The 18,251-nt window shown below is 39.0% G+C and carries 15 protein-coding genes; 3 read left to right on the forward strand and 12 right to left on the reverse strand.

Going from position 1 to position 18,251, the window contains the following annotated elements:
• Nucleotides 1-76: 76 nt before the first annotated feature.
• The 9 genes from IPM48_00680 to IPM48_00720 all read right to left on the reverse strand — a co-directional run bounded on the left by IPM48_00680 (nucleotide 77) and on the right by IPM48_00720 (nucleotide 11,307).
• Nucleotides 77-619: a hypothetical protein gene (locus tag IPM48_00680; protein MBK9270086.1), complete on the reverse strand. Its 543-nt coding sequence runs from the start codon at nucleotides 617-619 to the stop codon at nucleotides 77-79.
• 173 nt (nucleotides 620-792) lie between these two features.
• Entirely contained in the window at nucleotides 793-1,758 is a 966-nt protein-coding gene (locus tag IPM48_00685; GenBank protein ID MBK9270087.1) for an NAD(P)-dependent alcohol dehydrogenase, read from the reverse strand.
• Nucleotides 1,759-1,818: 60 nt separating this feature from the next.
• Complete coding sequence (locus IPM48_00690) at nucleotides 1,819-2,718, reverse strand: glycosyltransferase (GenBank protein ID MBK9270088.1); 900 nt, start codon at nucleotides 2,716-2,718, stop codon at nucleotides 1,819-1,821.
• Between the two features lie 196 nt (nucleotides 2,719-2,914).
• The gene (locus IPM48_00695) at nucleotides 2,915-3,607 is read right to left on the reverse strand and encodes a DUF1003 domain-containing protein (protein ID MBK9270089.1); all 693 of its coding nucleotides are present in this window, start codon (nucleotides 3,605-3,607) and stop codon (nucleotides 2,915-2,917) included.
• 131 nt (nucleotides 3,608-3,738) lie between these two features.
• Nucleotides 3,739-7,938, reverse strand: coding sequence for a gliding motility-associated C-terminal domain-containing protein (locus IPM48_00700; protein MBK9270090.1), 4,200 nt, complete (start codon nucleotides 7,936-7,938; stop codon nucleotides 3,739-3,741).
• 429 nt (nucleotides 7,939-8,367) lie between these two features.
• Complete coding sequence (locus tag IPM48_00705; protein MBK9270091.1) at nucleotides 8,368-8,757, reverse strand: hypothetical protein; 390 nt, start codon at nucleotides 8,755-8,757, stop codon at nucleotides 8,368-8,370.
• Between the two features lie 5 nt (nucleotides 8,758-8,762).
• Nucleotides 8,763-9,104, reverse strand: coding sequence for a hypothetical protein (locus IPM48_00710; protein MBK9270092.1), 342 nt, complete (start codon nucleotides 9,102-9,104; stop codon nucleotides 8,763-8,765).
• A gap of 80 nt (nucleotides 9,105-9,184) precedes the next feature.
• A complete protein-coding gene (locus IPM48_00715) occupies nucleotides 9,185-9,412 on the reverse strand; it encodes a YtxH domain-containing protein (protein MBK9270093.1) in 228 nt (75 codons plus the stop codon).
• 383 nt (nucleotides 9,413-9,795) lie between these two features.
• Nucleotides 9,796-11,307: a right-handed parallel beta-helix repeat-containing protein gene (locus IPM48_00720; GenBank protein ID MBK9270094.1), complete on the reverse strand. Its 1,512-nt coding sequence runs from the start codon at nucleotides 11,305-11,307 to the stop codon at nucleotides 9,796-9,798.
• Between the two features lie 228 nt (nucleotides 11,308-11,535).
• Here IPM48_00720 and IPM48_00725 point away from each other — a divergent pair, with 228 nt between their 5' ends.
• From IPM48_00725 to IPM48_00735, 3 genes are all read left to right on the forward strand, one after another.
• Nucleotides 11,536-12,225: a glycosyltransferase family 2 protein gene (locus IPM48_00725; protein MBK9270095.1), complete on the forward strand. Its 690-nt coding sequence runs from the start codon at nucleotides 11,536-11,538 to the stop codon at nucleotides 12,223-12,225.
• A gap of 93 nt (nucleotides 12,226-12,318) precedes the next feature.
• A complete protein-coding gene (locus IPM48_00730) occupies nucleotides 12,319-13,797 on the forward strand; it encodes a glycosyltransferase (protein ID MBK9270096.1) in 1,479 nt (492 codons plus the stop codon).
• 25 nt (nucleotides 13,798-13,822) lie between these two features.
• A complete protein-coding gene (locus IPM48_00735) occupies nucleotides 13,823-15,172 on the forward strand; it encodes a hypothetical protein (GenBank protein MBK9270097.1) in 1,350 nt (449 codons plus the stop codon).
• Nucleotides 15,173-15,234: 62 nt separating this feature from the next.
• On the opposite strand, the gene IPM48_00740 is transcribed toward IPM48_00735, so the two are convergent.
• The 3 genes from IPM48_00740 to IPM48_00750 all read right to left on the reverse strand — a co-directional run bounded on the left by IPM48_00740 (nucleotide 15,235) and on the right by IPM48_00750 (nucleotide 18,131).
• A complete protein-coding gene (locus IPM48_00740; GenBank protein ID MBK9270098.1) occupies nucleotides 15,235-16,230 on the reverse strand; it encodes a hypothetical protein in 996 nt (331 codons plus the stop codon).
• 72 nt (nucleotides 16,231-16,302) lie between these two features.
• Nucleotides 16,303-17,589, reverse strand: a complete 1,287-nt coding sequence (locus IPM48_00745; protein ID MBK9270099.1) for a hypothetical protein — start codon at nucleotides 17,587-17,589, stop codon at nucleotides 16,303-16,305.
• Nucleotides 17,586-18,131, reverse strand: coding sequence for an RNA polymerase sigma factor (locus IPM48_00750; protein ID MBK9270100.1), 546 nt, complete (start codon nucleotides 18,129-18,131; stop codon nucleotides 17,586-17,588). The genes IPM48_00745 and IPM48_00750 overlap by 4 nt, the downstream gene beginning before the upstream one ends.
• Nucleotides 18,132-18,251: the final 120 nt, after the last annotated feature.

The following is an 18,251-nucleotide window of genomic DNA, read 5'->3' on the forward strand; positions in this document are numbered from 1 at the left end:
ACCACAAATCATCCAAAAAAAAAATACCCGAAATCCAATGATGTCGGGTATTTTTTTTAATAAAATGAAATGTAATTTAAGAACGATTCATCCACCAACCCAGCCAAAGTCCTACCAATCCCCACGAGACCACGGCATCTATCAGGTAGCCCATGGATTGGGTAGAAAACCAGATTGAATTGGTATAGGGTATGGTCAAATACGCAATCAAACCAACCATTACAGAGGCCTGAACGCTTGTCATCAGATTGTTATTTTGGAGTCTCATTAAGATCCAAACCAAAAAAAACAATGCCACAATATCCACCAAAAAACCCCTGAACATATTCATGCCCATGTTGGTGTTTTCAACTTTGTGGTAGGTAACAGAAGCCCAGGGTTTACCCATGTTTTGCTCCATCAAAGCTTGTTCTTCTTCCATGCTGGAACCTGGTGGGACTCCTGGAAGCATGTACGTTCCTTCCTCGGTCAAATTTTGTGCAAGACAGTCCAATATCTGTTGCTGATTGGCTGTATAAGTAAATTCATTGCTGTGGATCCCCAACATGGACCAAGACAAAAATTGCCAGAGGAACAATAAGATGGCACCAACGATGATGCCGATTGCTTGTTTTGTCATAAAATAAGATTTTAAGTTTGTTTGAAGAAATATCTGACAAAGTTAAGCTTGTCTTCCATATTACCAAATCAAATATTGAGAATCAGCCAGGTGCGAAAAACCAAACTTAATGAAAAGCTTATCATGTCAATTGCATGATATTCAAAATCATCCGGTGATTTTCTAATAAATTTCTACGCTTTAATGGTTAAAAGCACATTTCCTACTTTTTGGCCTGTCTCTACATAGCGGTAGGCCTCAACGATTCGTTCCATAGGGTATTTCCGGTCAATAACAGGTTTTAATTTCCCTGCCATCGCCAATTCTCTAAAATAAAGAACGTCCTTCTGAGTAATCGTAGGAAGCGGAAACAGTACTTTCTTAGCTCCCAACCAGGGTGTAATCAAAGCCAGAAAAGGATTCTGAGACATCTTACCCAGTTCGGTGGACATATAAATTCCCTTGTCCTTTAATATTGCTTTGCATTTTCCAAAGGAACTTTTGCCTACAGCATCAAAAACAACATCAAACAAAATATCCAGTTTTGTAAAATCTTCTTTGGTGTAATCAATGACTTTCTCTGCTCCAAGTGAGCTAACAAGATTTATGTCTTTGGAATGACAAACTGCCGTCACTTCCACTCCCATGCTTTTAAGCAATTGGATGGCCGCAGAGCCAATCGCACCAGTACCTCCGTTTATCAACACTCTCTGACCTTTCTGAATGCCAGCAGCCTTTATATTGCTATAAGCGTAATGTACTCCTTCCGTCAATGGAGCTGCCTCTTCAAAAGTCCAGCCTTCAGGAATCAAAGCAATGGGTCCGTTCTCTTTTGCAGTCAGATATTCAGCATGTCCACCAAAGTTGACTTCATTAAAACCAAATACCCGATCTCCTTTTTTATAACGTCCAACGTTTTTTCCCATTCCAACTACTTCGCCGGCAAATTCGCATCCGAGAACTTTGTTTTTTGGGACAATAAGTCCGCTAAAAAAACGCACAATAAAATATTCTGCAGACCTAAATCCGCAATCGGTCCTGTTGACGGTTGAAGCATAGACCTCAATGAGTAATTCGTCGTCCTTGGGAACAGGCATATCAATCTCTGTTAATTGTGCCACTTCAGGAGGACCGTACTTTGTATAAACGATGGCTTTCATTTTATGATAGTATTTTAATTTGCTTCAATATAAATCCATTGGTATCATGGCAAATTGACATTATTCAATATTCCAATCGAGAAATTTTTGCGCTGGTATTTGCTTAAGATGAGGAGCTGTTGGATTGAGTGCTTTTCCTGCAAGAACCAGCCCGTACTTTTCAAGATAGTTCTTGGCCATCTTGTGGCTGTTAAATTCGCTGGCTGCATATTCATGACAAACTTTTGGATCAAAATTCCCTGCATGTAACAAAGCATCCACCATATCACTTTCTACATTGCTTAAATATCCTACATCCGGATGCACCAACTCCGGCAATGCTCCATAGGGCGTGCCAAAAACAGGACATCCATAATACAGACTTTCGATGACCGCCAATCCAAAAGGTTCATGCCAGCGCACCGGAAAAATCAAACCCTTTGATGCATTGACCAATTGGTCTTTTTGGTAACCACCCACCATTCCGTAAAACTGAACTTTCTTTGAGAGGGTAAATCTGATTCCCATTCTAAAATTAAATCGGACTCCTCCAAGTACTTTCAATTGTTCAGTTTTTGTGCGAAGAATGGTATTGATGGCTCCTTTTACATTTTTAACCCGCCAGGCAGCATTTCCCAAAAAATGAAAATACTTCCTTTGTATAGACAGATTGGGCTTCGTGTACTCTGACCAGTCAAGGCCATTGTACACAAAGGAATCACTGGAATGTCGTTGGGCGTGATCGGCAGAAACAAATATACTATTTATGTTCAAGACATCTTGATTGCTTGAATTGCCATGAATGGTGATTACAAATGGATTTTGTAGTTTATCTATGTCATCCGGAGTAAAATGAAAATGAAGTACATCAAAAGGTCCTTCGATCTGAGAAATGATGCTCCTCGTTTCATCCAGTTCTACCAATGGTGCAAAATCACATACAGATCCTTTTTTAACAAAGTAACATACCTGATGACCCATGCGCACCAACTCTTTCCCGAGTGACCAAATGACTCGTTCTGTCCCTCCGTACAGCAAGGCGGGAATTCTACCTTTATGAATAATAGCTATTCTCAATTTTTTTTCAATTTATATCCATCTGATTGGATTCAATCCACAAAACCAATTCAACGCAACTTCCGGAAAAAGCCAAAGGCTCATTCAAATTGAAATTGAATTACTTCGTGATTAATTTTTTCATAAGATCTTCCAAATAGTCTGTTTGCAATTCCTGGATCTCAAGAAGCTTTCTGTTTTGATGAACCAAAAGATGATCGATTTTTTCACTGAGCAATTTAATCTCAAGTTCAGCTTTTAAGTTAATCTTATAATCATGTTCATTCCTCAGTCTGTCCTTTTGTTCTTGTCTGTTCTGACTCATCATGATAATGGGAGCTTGAATCGCCGCGAGGCAAGAAAGCAATAAATTCAATAGAATGAATGGATAGGGGTCAAAAGGCCTGTTGTAGAAAAGGAATCCATTGACACCAATCCATGTCAAAATAAAAAGAAAGAAGGAAACAATGAAGGTCCAGCTTCCTCCAAATACAGCAATTTTATCTGCGATCTTTTGTCCGAAACTAAGTCCAACCTCTATGTCATCATGAATATTTTCTGAGAGTACCGAATTATTCCTGATAGCATCCATTACATCCCGATCGATTGCTTCAAGCTCACCCTTTTCCTGAATGATCAGGGAAGAAAGATAGGCTCTTCTAAATTGATTCAATTCCTGCAATGAAATATAATCATCTTCCGTAAAATCCGGATGGAAGGTTTTAATCATTGATAAAATACCTTGTCTGATATCCTTGCCATAGATTTCCTCACCCTCAGGTATTGCCAGTTTACTAATCGCGCTTATTTTCATTTTTAATAATTTCAATCATCTATAAACGAGTTCTTAAATCATATCTGTTAATGAATTAAAAGACAAGCGTTCAAACAGTGTATTGCAATGAAAAAAATCAAAGTTCATTGATCCATTAATAAAATGTTTGACTACCGGATGAGATGTATGTCCCCTTTAAGCCATTGTGTCTCTCCATTTTTCCATTCCAATTCAATCAAGTACACATACACTCCCGGCATCAGTGGTGTACCATTAAACCTTCCATCCCACCCTTCATCAGGGAGATTGGGCGGAAAGTTGGATTTACTAAAAATCAATGCACCCCAACGATCATAGATACTCATTGACCTGATCAGATGATAGCTGTCCTCCGTAACCACCGGATAAAAACCATCGTTCACTCCATCGCCATTTGGACTAAATGCATTGGGTACCCATACCTCTCTTTTGATAATTTCTATCAAAATGCTAGCCGTGGCTGTGCATCCGTGGTGATTGGCGAATGTGATGGTGTACCTTTTCTCATCTTTCAATCCTATGATTTCGGGTTCCGGGCAACTGGTACAACTTAAGTGTTCAGATGGAGTCCACTGAATCCAGGAAATAGAATCCAAAGGAATCGAGAAAACCGGTTTAATGGAATACTGATCTCCTTCGTTTATTTTAACAGATGGCAGAAGTTGAATTCCAATGGTTGAACCATTTAAAATTTCAAAATCTCTTCTCAAATCACAACCGTTTACATCCCGAATCGTCAAATTGTACCAACCAGTATTCAATGCTGGAATATTTGGGGGTTGGATTGCTTTTCCATTCAAAAAATATTCAAACGGACCTACACCTCCGACTATTTGTAAAATGGAAAGACTGCCTGGTTCACCCGTACATCTGGGTTGGTCCACATCGATCAAAATTTCAACGGGTACATTGAGGTTCTCAAAAACATCAACACTGTCGATATTCTCACACCCATTCGACCGATTTGTCATTTTTAAATAATATTTCCCCACTTTGTCCGCGATTGAAATTAAAGAATCTACACCACGGATCAAATTCCCATCCAGGGTAAACCAATTTAGATTGTATCCCGACAATGGAGCTGTGATTTGGGCAATCAATTGAACACTTGCATTCGAACAATTTAACTCTTGTGGTTTTAGTATTTGAAATTGGGGTATTAATTTATCCTCATGCACCGTAACCCATTTCTCCGTATTACAAAAATTTCCTGAATCCGTAATCTGAATCCTATACATACCTGCCTTGTCCACCATTGCATTTGGCGTATTGGCTCCTGAGAGAATATTACCATTTGTGGTGCTCCAAAAATACATGGCAGAACCAGAATGAGCCATTGCATTTGCCTGCAATAAAACTTGGGTGTTTAAACAAGTCAATGTATCTGGAAATACAATATTCAAAACTGGGGTATCCAGGTCTGGTATTAACTCCAATTGATCGATCGCAATACATCCATTTCTGCGATCCAGAACCCTGAATGAAAACAACCCAGGTCCCTTGACCAAAATTGAATCCAGGTTTGGATTGCTGAGAATAAGACCATCTGAAGTACTCCAATTATAAACTAAATCGAAATGACTTGCCATTCCTGATCCATGCAACCGGACTTGTGAGCTTGAGCAATTCCAAACTTGATCTGGCCCTGCTGTAGCAATTGGAGCAAGGGTATCTATTCTTACTTCGATGCTTGCAATCGACGTACATCCGTTTGTTTGGTCTGTGACCAACAAATAATATATTCCAGAATGAGAAATTAAGGGGTGAAGAGAATCAACAGGGTCAATAACTGATCCAACAGGACCGGTCCAAACGATATCCAATGAGTTATTGTTATTTGAAAAAGCTGTTGCGTGGAGCTGTATCATCTTTTGGATACAGTTCAAAGTGTCTGGAGGAGAAATGGAAACCACCGGCTTGTTTTGATCTGCCATCAAATTAATCATTGCAGAATCGCTGCATCCGGTTTTTTCGTTGATTAATATTAACCAATAGAGTCCGGGTGCACCTGCTTGTATTTGTGGAGTTCCATTACCAGAAAGAATAAGGCCATTTGATGTTTTCCATAAATATGTAATTTCCGGATCTGAGGTACTTGCCGAAGCATCAATGGTCAGCACACTGTCTTTACAGGCAAAAATCTGATCGGGTCCCAAGACAACCGATGGGAGAACTTTGTCTACATCGACAAAAACAGAATCTGAATTGATGCATCCATTCTTTGGATTGAATACTTGCAGAAAATACCAACCCTTTTGATTGACCAAAATAGAATCTGAAAAGGATCCTGTCAGAATATTCCCACCCATTGTGGTCCAGGTAAATTGGACAGAATCCCTTGGATCGACATCTGCTTTCAACTGAACGCTCGAATTTCTGCAATTAATCAAAGTGTCCGGTCCGGCATCTACAAAGGGTATATCCCTCCGATCTGTTATAAATAAACTGTCAATCGATTCACATCCATTGTTTACGTTGATCAGCCTTAGGCTCACTTTACCAGCTGAGTCAACTACTTTTGGAAGCAAACTATTTTCTATGGGAAGTGAAGTTGTGTCAAATCGCCAATGAAATTTATAGTTACCGGGAGAATTGGAAACTAAATTGGTTACACTGAATTGGCGATTCGAACAGTCAATCTCCAAATCAGGACCCAATTCTAAGCGCGGGTTCAATGTATCCAAACCGACATTCCAGTAGGCAGTGTCTCTGCAATGATTGTTGGTATCCGTCAAAATAAGACGATAATTTCCGGGAAAAGAGGAAATGATTTGTGTGCTATCCTGAAGCCGGCTTTGATTGGGTAAGATCCATTCAAAGTTGTATTTCAAACTGTCTTTGGATGGTGCAAATAAATGTACCTGGGTCCTTAGACAATTGAGCATACTATCACCCACGATACTTGCTATAGGTCTGAGCGTATCAGGAGTCACAGCCAATTGTATTTCAAGGCTACAACCTGAAAAATTGTCTGTCACAGTTACACTGTAATTTGTTGCCTGATTGACCAAAACTGATTCCGTATTCTTACCCAACAAAATCAAAGAATCCGGAGACCACCGATAGGAATAATCCCCACTCCCAGTGGCCATATTTACTTTGAGTGTAATGCTGTCCAATCTGCAATTCAATTTTTTATCAGCCAGGAGAAATCCAAATAATTCTTCATCTGCCTCAAACTCAATACTTGCTTCTGTCTCACAACTAACCGCACCATTCGTATAAATTACTTTAACCGTATAAATTCCGGAACCTCTGCCTCGAGCCTGTTGGCCATTCTGCGATAAAATCCTGCCACCGTCAGAAGACCATTCATATCGGATGTCAGGGCCAAATGAAGATCCGATTGCCGTTAAATCAAATGCTTCCGAAAAACATTTGGGTCTTTTGACGATGTCAATTTTTGCTTTAAGATCAATGATTTCAATTTCAACTTCATCCATGTCCATGCACTTTTCAAACAGTGCAATATCATCCACTGCAAAATCATTCCCTCCGCGAATTCCTGAGGATTCGCTCATGCATATTTGTGTAGATGAAGAAGTCGCCGTAAAGCAATATTCAAATCGCTCCCAGCTGCACAGACCTCCTGCTCTGGTTCCACCCACGGTGGCGCCATTTATTTTGATGGTCAGCTGGCCAGGGTTGGATGCGACGACTGAAGTATGCCAAAATTCAAACAGATACATTCTTCCTGCTACGGTGGGAATGGTCTGACACCAAAAATTCGTATTGGCCACAGGATGTCCATTCAATAAGAGCATGTTGCCTCCACCTGAAGTGTGATCTCCACAAGCACTAAACCCACCATTCCATGCCGCAGGGTTGGGCGTAACAAAATATTCCCCCTCCGTAGTATTGACAAAGGTATAAGCATAGTTGGATGAGAAACCCGAGTTGCCGCCTTCGAAATTTCCATTGGTAATAAGATTGTTGGTGGATACTCCTTCTGCTGTAAGCTTATAGATGTATTTTCCAGGAACTCTGGTGGTCAAAAATGGATCTAAAACATCCGGATTGCTCAAGTGAGTGCCGGGAGACCAACGCAGGCTTGTGTACGAACCATTGACAGAACCCTGAAGCTGAATATCTTGGGTCAAATCACAAATGATCAGGTCCGGACCTGCATCAACATCAAAACCGGTACATTGTGCCTGGATCCGATTTGGGTTTATGACAGAAAAAGTAAACCATAGAATCCACATCGGAACAAGTATCTTGCTCATTCGAATTTTCCCCAAATTCGACTGAAGAAATTTTGTCATCAGCCTTTTATAACTCCAAAGCAATGATAAATCAATTTGCAATGACAAAACTTTGTTGAGATTCATGCTTTGTTCGTTTAGAAAAAATAAAACAAATTTAATGTTTGAGTTCTAACATAATACGGGTAAAGATATAACATTCTTTGCTTGAGGCCGCTAAATACAAGCCCCCAATTTAATGAATGCATCAGAAAGGCTATTTACGCAACTTCTTTTCGGACATTCTATAAAATTGAATGATCTAGTATTTGCAGAGAAACTTGACACGACTGCCGACCCGGACAAAATAAACCCCCTCTTGAAGATCTATCAGATTGTTTTCAAAGAACATACCCTTTGCCAATTTCTTTTCTAAAATGACTATTCCAACAGAATCGAAGAGGCTAAATTAAAATCCCGGTTGGTTTCCCGTCTTCAAACAAGCATGTTTCAATTAAAAAATTGACCCTTGTTTCAGAATTGTCAGGAATCGCTTATCGTTGACGGGGAAAAAACTTAGGAAGAGGGCTTTAATTTTGAAATCAATTTTTGAATCAAGCGCCTCAGCTTTTCTTTGATTCCACTTGAATTATCTGAAACCAAACCGGAAACAGCCAATTGAAGCAGAGCAGCCAATGCCTTTTGCCAATTGTGAGTTCCCACTCCCAAAACTGATTTCTTTGTAAAATATCCCAATACCATAGCAGCCACAGCCTTTAGAACATCCTGCAAAATATCTTGGGAGCCGACTACTTCCTTTATGGATTGTTTAATGAGATTGGTTGGTTTAATTATTTCATATGCATTCAAGCATTCCATCTTCAGCTGACGCAGGTTTTCTTCCTTCTTTGTTTCCAGCGCCGCGATGGCTGCTTTTAACTCACTCACGTTTTGAATTTTCTGCATTGGTTCTATTTCGTCAAATGTGATATCAAAGAATTACTCACTTTCAATTTTATTCTTCTGCGCAAAAGAAAATGAACAAGGACTACCAAAATAATATAGACTGCTGCAAGTGCCAGAAATCCAAGATAGAGTTTACCCATCCATTCTCCCATCCAAACCGCGATACCAATGCTCATCATGAGCATAAACAATGTGAATAATATCAAACAAATCAAATGAACAACAAAACTTGAGAACAAACTTGTAAACTGATCAATGAGTTTTAATTTATACAACTCAAGGCTTGTCTCCCAGTATTCCTGAGCTTTTTGGACGAGGGGTTCGTAAAATTTTTCTTCTGGTTCCATGGTTTTTATCTGTCAATATTTAAAGCTTTTTCCATCTCAATGAAAATACTTCCATTTTACCATCCACTCTTCTTGTTGATTTATTGCATTTCATCTTTTGGAGTTTCTGTTTTTTTGTTATCCAGAGTTTCCGAAATGATGTCCAAGAGATCTTCCAATCTGAGCTTGAGATCTTCACTTGTTTCTAAAGCTTTTTTGGAAATTTTTTTCCTTGTTTTTGATCCCTTGGTGGGTGCAAATAAAACTCCCAATAGAGCACCAAGCGCCACTCCAGCAATGACTCCGATTAAAATATTTGATTTACTCATATAGACCAAAATAAATTATAAACTTCCGCATCACAAACGATCAAATACCAGCATCCATTTAAAATCACCTTCTTAAAACAAAGATTGGGATGATCGGAAGGAGAAAATCTGACATTTTTCAACTATAGCGGGGTTGCAAAAATCAAGCCAATGGGTTCAAAAACGAAAATTTTATTAAAAACGAATTGTCAAGTATGGAAGATATCTTAGTTTGAAGCTACTAAAGGAAATAAACAATTTCAGAGAATAAAAAGTTCCTGAGCCATATTTCTTCAACTCGTTCCCTTTTAACCTGAACCAAAGATGGCTTTAAATCATGTTCATTTGATGGACATAATTGGGAAAATTATTCCTATTCCAGCAAGTCTATTATTGAAAAATGCTCATTTTTCAAATTCAAAACAACCCAGGTCAGGGCTGACTGGATCTCTCGGAAAACCCAATAGATCCAATTGTAAAAGGCTTAATGGTTTGGCTTTATTTTCAGCGACGGAAAGACTATCCAAACGAAAATCATTTTCCTCTATCTTTCTGAATAAGCTATCTGTTTTTTGGTAGAGGATGCAAGCTTCGGTATAAGTTGTAATAAAGTCTGGATAATTTCTTTGTGACAAAAGTTCCTTCGATCTAAACAAACAATTCACTAGGCTCAAATTAAATGGAACCAATTTTAGTTCATCACGAACCATCCAAAACTCATCTTCATTGGATCCTGTAATGATACAGTTGGTAAAAGCTGCCTGCAAAGAATTGGACCGAATGTCCAGGCAAAATGGTGGATCTGCACAATAAAGATTCGAAACAAACACCGATGATTCGTCGTTTCCGAAATTGGCAAAAGTGGTATATGCAACCTGCAATTGTCCTCCGTTCTGAAACGAAATCGATTGTTGACCCTGATCAAAAAACAAGCAATTGTTTAACTCCAATTTCGCACTCAAGGCATTTATCCCGGAAAAGGATTGATGGGAAAATACACAATTGCTGATCTCGCATTCAGAAAGGCTGTCCATAGAAAGCCCCTGCAAACTATTTCGAATGTCCGCAAATTTGAAGGTATTGCCCTTTGAATATTTATCCAGTGCAATACCCGACCATTGCCCGGGTAAGTCCTGAAAAATAGGTTCGAGCCGAGCTCCGGTGATTAATACCCTGTTATCTTGTGTTCCGTTGACTTTAATCGATGCATTGGATCCGATGATCAGACGACCATCCTGATAAAAAACAGTGCCTCCTTCTGCATTTTTATAAGAAGCCAGTCCTCCAAAGAAATGAATTTTGGTTCCAGCTTCAATCTGCAGCACTCCGTTGTCCAAAAAAACCACTCCGTACACCACATAAGGTTTTGGATCATTCCAAACCAATGTCGCACCCTCCAGATCAAACCCTGAAACTTGCCGCTGATGGGATTTGGCAGGAAAATAATTGGCATTTTGTCCATACGCCTCAAGTATTAAAGTTTTTGTCCCCCCTGAATTTTCTACGATCACAGAATCTAAAATCACAAATGGACTTATTTCCAGTGGGTCATTTGGTTGGATGGTGACTTCACAAAAAAGATAAATGCTGTCTTTGGAATTAATTTGCAGGTTTTTAAATGATCTGCCGGTCTGTCCATTTAAGTTCAGCCTGAAGTGGGAATTTGATCCCCCTGCAAGGTACAAATTTTCAAGTACTATTCCCTCATTGCTGGTATTGAAGATTTTGATGTAAAGCGTCGTTGAACCGAGGGTGGTAAATACGGTATCAAAACTAAGGGTGTCCGAAGAAAAACGGATCGACAATTCAGATTTATAGTCGGGCTCTTTAAGGCAAGAGGAGCAAAATACCCCACTCAGAATCAATAAAATAATCACTTTAAAACTAATTGTCTGCCCCTGCTTTTTAAAATCCATGAATCAATAAACGGATATAGTTGAACAAAAATATACTACTTTTGCCAAAAATTAGAAAATGTCTGAAAACAAAGTTTCCCACGGCAAAGACTGGTTGATCTTCTTAATTTCAACTGTTGTTATGTGTTTATTGCTTTGGGTTGCACCAGCTTGGTTTTGGGTACCTTTGCCTTTTGTTCTGACATACCTTACCAAAGCATTTGGCGCCCTGTAAGCTGACAGGCCTCCATGTTGGTCGATTTAATAACACCGGCTCTCAATGAAGAGAAAGCCATAGGTTTGGTTATTGAAGATATTCCCAAGCAAACGATACGACACATCCTGGTTTGTGACAATGGCAGCACAGACCAGACCAGAGAAATTGCCGCTTCAAAAGGAGCTATAGTCCTTACTGAACTTGAAAGAGGATACGGAGCAGCATGCTTAAAGGGCATGCAATGGATTGCAGCACTTCCGTTGGAAGACCAACCGGAAATCATCGTATTTATTGACAGCGATTACTCAGATTTCCCGGACGAAATACCAGATTTGATCCAGCCCATTGTTGAAAACAAAGCTGATTTAGTGATTGGATCGAGGGTTTTGGGTAAATCACAAAAAGGATCTCTTACCCAGGTACAAAAGTTTGGGAATTGGCTTGCCACTTATCTGATCAGAACATTATACGGTTATCAATTCACTGATTTAGGACCATTCAGAGCCATAAGATATACCACCCTTCTGGGACTTAACATGAAGGATCGCAACTACGGGTGGACGGTTGAAATGCAGATCAAAGCGGCGAAAAATAAAATTCGGGCCATCGAAATTCCGGTATCCTATAAGAACAGAATTGGTGTCTCAAAAGTATCCGGCACAATTAAGGGCAGCTTTCTTGCGGGTTGTAAAATCCTCTATACTATCTTCAAGCACTTGTAACATTTGGTAAATCTTGTCAATGTTTTGCAAATCAAGAAGTTTGCAGAATTTTAATCTGTGACTAAAGGTTAATTTTGTTCAGAATATTCGGATATGCTACAAACCTTCCTGATTGGCTTATACACGGCCTGCTTAGTGTACATGACATTTTTCTGTCTGGTACAATTGAATTTGCTCAAAGCTTACAGATTGCACCGAAAGAATAAAAAAGTATTAGAGCCTGCGTCTTTGGATGATCCGAACCTGCCCCTGGTAACCATTCAATTGCCTATTTTTAATGAGGTTTATGTGGTGGATCGTTTGATTGACCATATCACTCAGCTGGATTATCCCAAAGAGAAATTACAAATTCAGATATTGGATGATTCGACCGATGATACTTATTTCCTGGCCCAGAAAAAAACGGAAGAATACCAAAGCCTGGGATTTAATATTCAGCATCTGCACAGGGCCAACAGACAAGGTTTTAAGGCTGGCGCATTAAAGGAAGGAATGCTCAGTGCTACAGGAGAGTTTATTGCAATATTTGACGCAGATTTTCTTCCGGAAAGAGATTTTCTGCTAAAGTCCATACCCTATTTTTCCAAGCCTGATATTGGAGTGGTTCAAAGTCGCTGGACCCATCTCAATGAAGATTATTCATTGCTTACCCAATTGCAAGCATTTCAATTGAACGTACATTTTACCGTTGAACAAGCCGGCAGATGTGAGGCAGGACATTTCTTGCAGTTTAATGGTACCGCTGGAATTTGGCGTAAATCTACCATTGAAGACGCAGGAGGATGGCAATCAGATACCTTGACAGAGGATTTGGATTTGAGCTACAGAGCGCAACTTAAATCTTGGAAAATTCAATTTGTAGAAGACATTACCTGTCCTGCTGAATTGCCGGTGGATATTTACGGTTACAAGTCGCAACAATTTCGTTGGATGAAGGGCGGTGCTGAGAATTCAAAAAAATTATTGCCCATTATCCTTCGTTCCAATTTATCCATTAAGTTGAAGTTTTTCTCTGCCCTGCATCTATTGGCCAGCAGTATTTTTCTGGTAATTTTTTGGGTAGCTTTGTTGAGTGTGCCGGTATTGTACATCATGGACGATTTGGGAATGAAAGCCACATTTCTTGGATTTTGTCTTTTGGGTACTTTATCGATGCTGGCAATTTTCTATGAAGCCAATGTGATGACCTGTCATCAGGATCAATCCAAATGGAAGCGACTAAAAAGATTTGGCTTACTGTTTCCAGCTTTCATGGCGGTCTCGATGGGACTTAGTTTTCACAACAGCATTGCGGTGATACAGGGATTTCTGGGAAAAAAATCAGGGTTTGTAAGAACTCCCAAATTCAGCATTGTCCACAATAAGGAATCATTTTTTGACAAATCCTACTTTAAGAGCAAACTGGATTGGAAACTAATGATTGAAAGTTTCATTCTAATGTACTTCGTCTTTGCGATCGGTCTGGGAATTGCGCTTGAATATTTTGCATTTATGATGTTTCATTTTATGCTGATGATCGGTTACGGATTTAACTTTATTTATTCCATGCGTCATTTGAGTTTTAAGTCCTAGAAATTGGTTTAATTTTGTGAATTCGATGAAACTGAATTCACCATTCCCTATTCACCCCACCCAGCTTTCGATTTTTTTTGTACTTTTTATGTCTGCATTACAATATTGCGGACAAAGAGAAGCGTTTTGGACCACCGCCCTACTTTATTTACTCTCCTGCTTGTCTTATCTTCTGATTCTGTTTTCAAATACGGAAGTGGAAAAAATCAGCAGATGGATCGGAATCGGGTTTCTCATTCGGATCATGGGTATTTTTGCATTTCCCTATTTGAGCGATGACATTTACCGCTTTTGGTGGGATGGTTTTTTGATCACAAAAGGGATCAATCCATTTTCGTACACGCCAACAGAATTAATGCAGATGGAACAGATGTCTTCATTGCACAAAGATCTGGGATTGCATTATTCCAAACTCAACTCTCCCAATTATCACAGCGTCTATCCGCCTCTGGCACAATTTGTATTTTCTTTTTCTGCCCGTTTGGCCGGGGCCAACATCTACATTTTCAGTATAATTCTTAAACTTGTTATTTTACTGGCTGATCTCATTATTGTATTCAGCGCAAAGAAAATTCTAAGCATTCTTTCAAAGCATCCAAAAATGCTGCTTATCTATTTTCTCAATCCTTTGGTCATTATGGAACTTAACGGCAATCTTCATTTTGAAAGCTGGATGATTGCATTCATGGGATTGTCCATACTATACTTACAGCAACAAAAAACAATCCTTTCCGCAGCAACTTTGGGAATGTCATTCCTTGCCAAAATGATCAGCCTGATTACTTTCCCCTGGTATCTTTTAACACTTCGAAAGAAAAAGTCAATGACATTTAGCGCCATTCTAATTACATTCATCTCTTTGTTCTTATTGATGATTCCATGGTCAAAAGAAGGCATTAGTGGTTTTCAATTGTATTTTCAGAAATTCGAATTTAACTCCAGCATTTACAAATTGCTACAGCTGTTTGCTGAAGAAAACAAATGGTGGAAATTTAAAGAGAACATAGGATTTATCTTGGCTATAATTAGTTTAATGACCATCCTAACTCTTTGGCTCTATGATCTTTTGGTGGAAAGAGAAACAAAGTATAAATTTCAATCTGTTTGGTATATTTGGATGGTTTACCTCCTGATGGGATCCACTGTACATCCATGGTATTTGACCCCCATCTTATTTCTAGCAGTGTTTTCCCACCCTCTCACTTCAATTGCCTGGTCTTTTATGATCGTTGGAACTTACATACATTACGATCCTGATCTCAAGCATTTATTTTCTGGATTTGTGGTGCTTGAATATTTTTTTCTTTTTGTTATTTTCATAATTGAAATAAAATACAAACCACAAATATTCAAGAATGCTTTTTCTTTAAAATAACAAAGGCCGCAGAATTGAACCTCTGAAGCCTTTCATTCTAAACTGAATTACAAGAGGAATAATTATAACTTTGAAATAAATTCCTTGAGGTCTCCCAATGGAATTTTATTGATCTGAATCAAAATCTTATCATCTTTTATGATTTGTTTCTCTAAATGTCCAAGATAATATTCTGTCTCCCCTTTTCCTACTACAATATACTGAACAGGCTCACCTACCGGCAATGGACCGAAGCAAACTCCACCTTCTGCACCTTGGCAACAAGGAGCAATGATTACATTGTGATTCTTGAAAATACAAAAACTGGAAATGGTAATTTTATCATTGACTCCTTCGGCTTTGATTTCAAGACAAGGTTCCGTTCTATCCACCCCTTCAAATCTCATAAAATAATCACAGTTGACCCATTTGAGACGTTCAGGAAAGCACTCAATACCAATGACCAATCCACCCCCCGATGAATCTCTGGTTTGCCATTCCGTCAGGAAAACATTTTCTGCCATGCTTGGATTCTGATCCGCCTCAATCCAATTGATACCAAAAGGAGTCTCTTCTCCATAAAACATTTCCATATCAGGGTGCACAGAAGAATGATTTTCAACAGGGATTTGAATGGTATAAGTTTTTCCGGGAGCCAGGTCCAAAGGTTTACCTTCGCAGAAGGCCTCTACATGCATCATTCCCGCAGATTCCAAAATACCAGTTCCGGCATTGGTTGAAATCAGATTTCTAGCCATTTGATTTTTCTTATAAGCCCTGATGATCACCAATGTAATAAGTTTATTGGGCAATGGCTGACCATCCAATAAAAATGATTTTGGCTCAAAGATAATTCGGGACTTATCGCTGAAAGAGTGCACAATTCCTGACCAGGCTAAAAATGTCACGGTATCTTTTGTTCGAAAATCTTCTTCCCAAATTGGATGCAGAACATGCCGATCATTGGTAATAAAATTGGGTTCAAATCTGTCAATAAATTGATCAATATCTGTACAAGAAATTCCAATCATTAAAACGATCAAAGAAAACAATCGCATATATAAACTAAACTTTTTCATAATTTCAAAATTTAAAATCAATTCGTACAATCAGATGACTATATCAATCCAATTTTGTTGCACGGGCTGTCATTAATTTATTCTATAACTTAATCCAAATTTGACATTTGTCGATATGTAATTTTCATTCACAGGCAAATCACTTGTATTAAATGGGTTTAGAAAATACATGAGGCCTGGCTCAATAAAAAATCCAATTCTATTGTAAACAGGCATAAACCAATTGACATCCAAACTTGCAAACAATCCCACATTTGTCCTGTAAACTTCAAATCCGCTACCTGATCCTGTTGTAAAACCATTGCGCTGCAAATTGGGCTGAAACATGGTTCCTTTGTGTGTTGCAAATAAATTGATTCCGATTCCTGGTTGGATCGATAAACTGGACCGGCCTACCCTGACCCCGTATGCGATGGACAAGGGAATATGAATCATTCTGTGGTAGTTATGGGTCTTAACAATCCTTGTACCCGGTATTGTGTCCAATCGAATCAGAACCGAATCTTCGTACACCGCCACGATTCGATAATCATCGTTGTTGACGTAGTTAAATTGCTCGTAGATCTGCTGCCCTGCAAAGCCGGCTCTGAAGGTCCAATTTTTCAAATGATAGGCCAATCTGACACCAGCGATGGACGATACATTTTCCTTTTCAGAATTTCTTCTCGCAGAAATATAATTTGACATTTCAGATGCTTGTTCATTCAGGGTGAAGGGACTGTAACCCGGTCCAATATAAGCCTCAATGGCCCACCATTTAGAAGCCTTCCCTGAAAAACTATAACAATCAATTCCTTTGTTTAATTTCTTCAAAGTTTGTATTCCAAGAAGTTCTGGTTGCTTTGGGTCCAATGCCTCCACCTCAATTTCAATTTGCTGCTTATCCTCATGTCTGATGAATGTTTCTGATTCGCTGACAAGACTTTTTTCTTCCTCTGAAATATTCCGTGCCCTAAGACCCTCCTGCGAATTTGGTTTTAAAACATTGGATGTATGCTTGAGTTCAGCTTTCTTTGCTAAGCCTTCGTCATCATAAATGGAGGCTGGAAGGGAATTTTGACTGGCTGATGTATATTCATGGGTCAGGTCATTTATCTTATTCTGATTTGTAGAATTCTGCAATGGCAATTCCTGATCATTTCTCCATGCGGATGAACTTTTTGTTGGCTGAATTGAATTAGATCCCTTATATAAAAACATCCCGATGGTGAGGCCCATGCAAATTATCGGAATAAACCAAAACCGATTCCTTTTCTTCTGAGGTAGATGTGGTTTTACATTTTCCCAAATATATTCCGGCACGTGCTCCTGATGCATATTTGCCATATTTCTGATTTTGTCGGTCCATTCTTCTTTCATAAAGATAGTTTTAATTCAGGGTATTCTTTGCTGAGTCTATTCGCCAAAAAATGTTTTGCTCGGAACAATTGCGATCTGCAGGTGGTCTCTTTGATTTGCAACATTTCAGCAATTTCATCATATTGATACCCCTCTACTACAAACAAATTAAAAACAGTGCGATAACCCACCGGCATTTGGTTCAGATGATTAAGAATGCTTTTGTAATCCATCTGAGAATGGATTTCCGGATTGACTGCCAAATTTTGATGGTGATCAGAAAGATCAAAGTCTTGCGCAGGAAATTTCTTGCGAATTGCCGTCAGGCAGGTATTCACAACGACTCTACGGATCCAGGCGGGAAGAGGTCCTGTTGAATTCCATTGGTGCAAATTCTGGAAAATCTTAATAAAACCATCCTGAAGGGCATCTTCAGCCTCAGTTCGGGAGCTGAAATACCGCATGCACACTGCCATCATTCCAGGCGAGTAGGTATCAAACAATACTTTGCAGGCTTGCTGATTGCCATCAAGACATTTACTCACAAGTAAAGCATCATCCATTGCTCAATTATGACCCCAAATTAATTCGTTTTGTTGCATTGCCCAAAAAAATGAATATTCCACCCTTAGTTTATAACACAAATCATTATAAATGAGAGTACTACATCTAATTCATCCGTT

Source organism: Saprospiraceae bacterium (genome assembly GCA_016715965.1).
Lineage (GTDB): Bacteria > Bacteroidota > Bacteroidia > Chitinophagales > Saprospiraceae > Vicinibacter.

Excerpts from the sequence above, each read along its gene's own strand:
- IPM48_00745 (MBK9270099.1), bottom strand. The coding sequence starts at position 17,589 with ATGAAAGAAGAATGGACCGACAAAATCAGAAATATGGCAAATATGCAT.
- IPM48_00740 (MBK9270098.1), bottom strand. The coding sequence starts at position 16,230 with ATGAAAAAGTTTAGTTTATATATGCGATTGTTTTCTTTGATCGTTTTA.
- IPM48_00680 (MBK9270086.1), bottom strand. The coding sequence starts at position 619 with ATGACAAAACAAGCAATCGGCATCATCGTTGGTGCCATCTTATTGTTC.
- IPM48_00700 (MBK9270090.1), bottom strand. The coding sequence starts at position 7,938 with ATGAATCTCAACAAAGTTTTGTCATTGCAAATTGATTTATCATTGCTT.
- IPM48_00725 (MBK9270095.1), top strand. The coding sequence starts at position 11,536 with ATGTTGGTCGATTTAATAACACCGGCTCTCAATGAAGAGAAAGCCATA.
- IPM48_00685 (MBK9270087.1), bottom strand. The coding sequence starts at position 1,758 with ATGAAAGCCATCGTTTATACAAAGTACGGTCCTCCTGAAGTGGCACAA.
- IPM48_00730 (MBK9270096.1), top strand. The coding sequence starts at position 12,319 with ATGCTACAAACCTTCCTGATTGGCTTATACACGGCCTGCTTAGTGTAC.
- IPM48_00720 (MBK9270094.1), bottom strand. The coding sequence starts at position 11,307 with ATGGATTTTAAAAAGCAGGGGCAGACAATTAGTTTTAAAGTGATTATT.
- IPM48_00750 (MBK9270100.1), bottom strand. The coding sequence starts at position 18,131 with ATGGATGATGCTTTACTTGTGAGTAAATGTCTTGATGGCAATCAGCAA.
- IPM48_00695 (MBK9270089.1), bottom strand. The coding sequence starts at position 3,607 with ATGAAAATAAGCGCGATTAGTAAACTGGCAATACCTGAGGGTGAGGAA.
- IPM48_00715 (MBK9270093.1), bottom strand. The coding sequence starts at position 9,412 with ATGAGTAAATCAAATATTTTAATCGGAGTCATTGCTGGAGTGGCGCTT.
- IPM48_00710 (MBK9270092.1), bottom strand. The coding sequence starts at position 9,104 with ATGGAACCAGAAGAAAAATTTTACGAACCCCTCGTCCAAAAAGCTCAG.
- IPM48_00705 (MBK9270091.1), bottom strand. The coding sequence starts at position 8,757 with ATGCAGAAAATTCAAAACGTGAGTGAGTTAAAAGCAGCCATCGCGGCG.
- IPM48_00690 (MBK9270088.1), bottom strand. The coding sequence starts at position 2,718 with ATGGGTCATCAGGTATGTTACTTTGTTAAAAAAGGATCTGTATGTGAT.
- IPM48_00735 (MBK9270097.1), top strand. The coding sequence starts at position 13,823 with ATGAAACTGAATTCACCATTCCCTATTCACCCCACCCAGCTTTCGATT.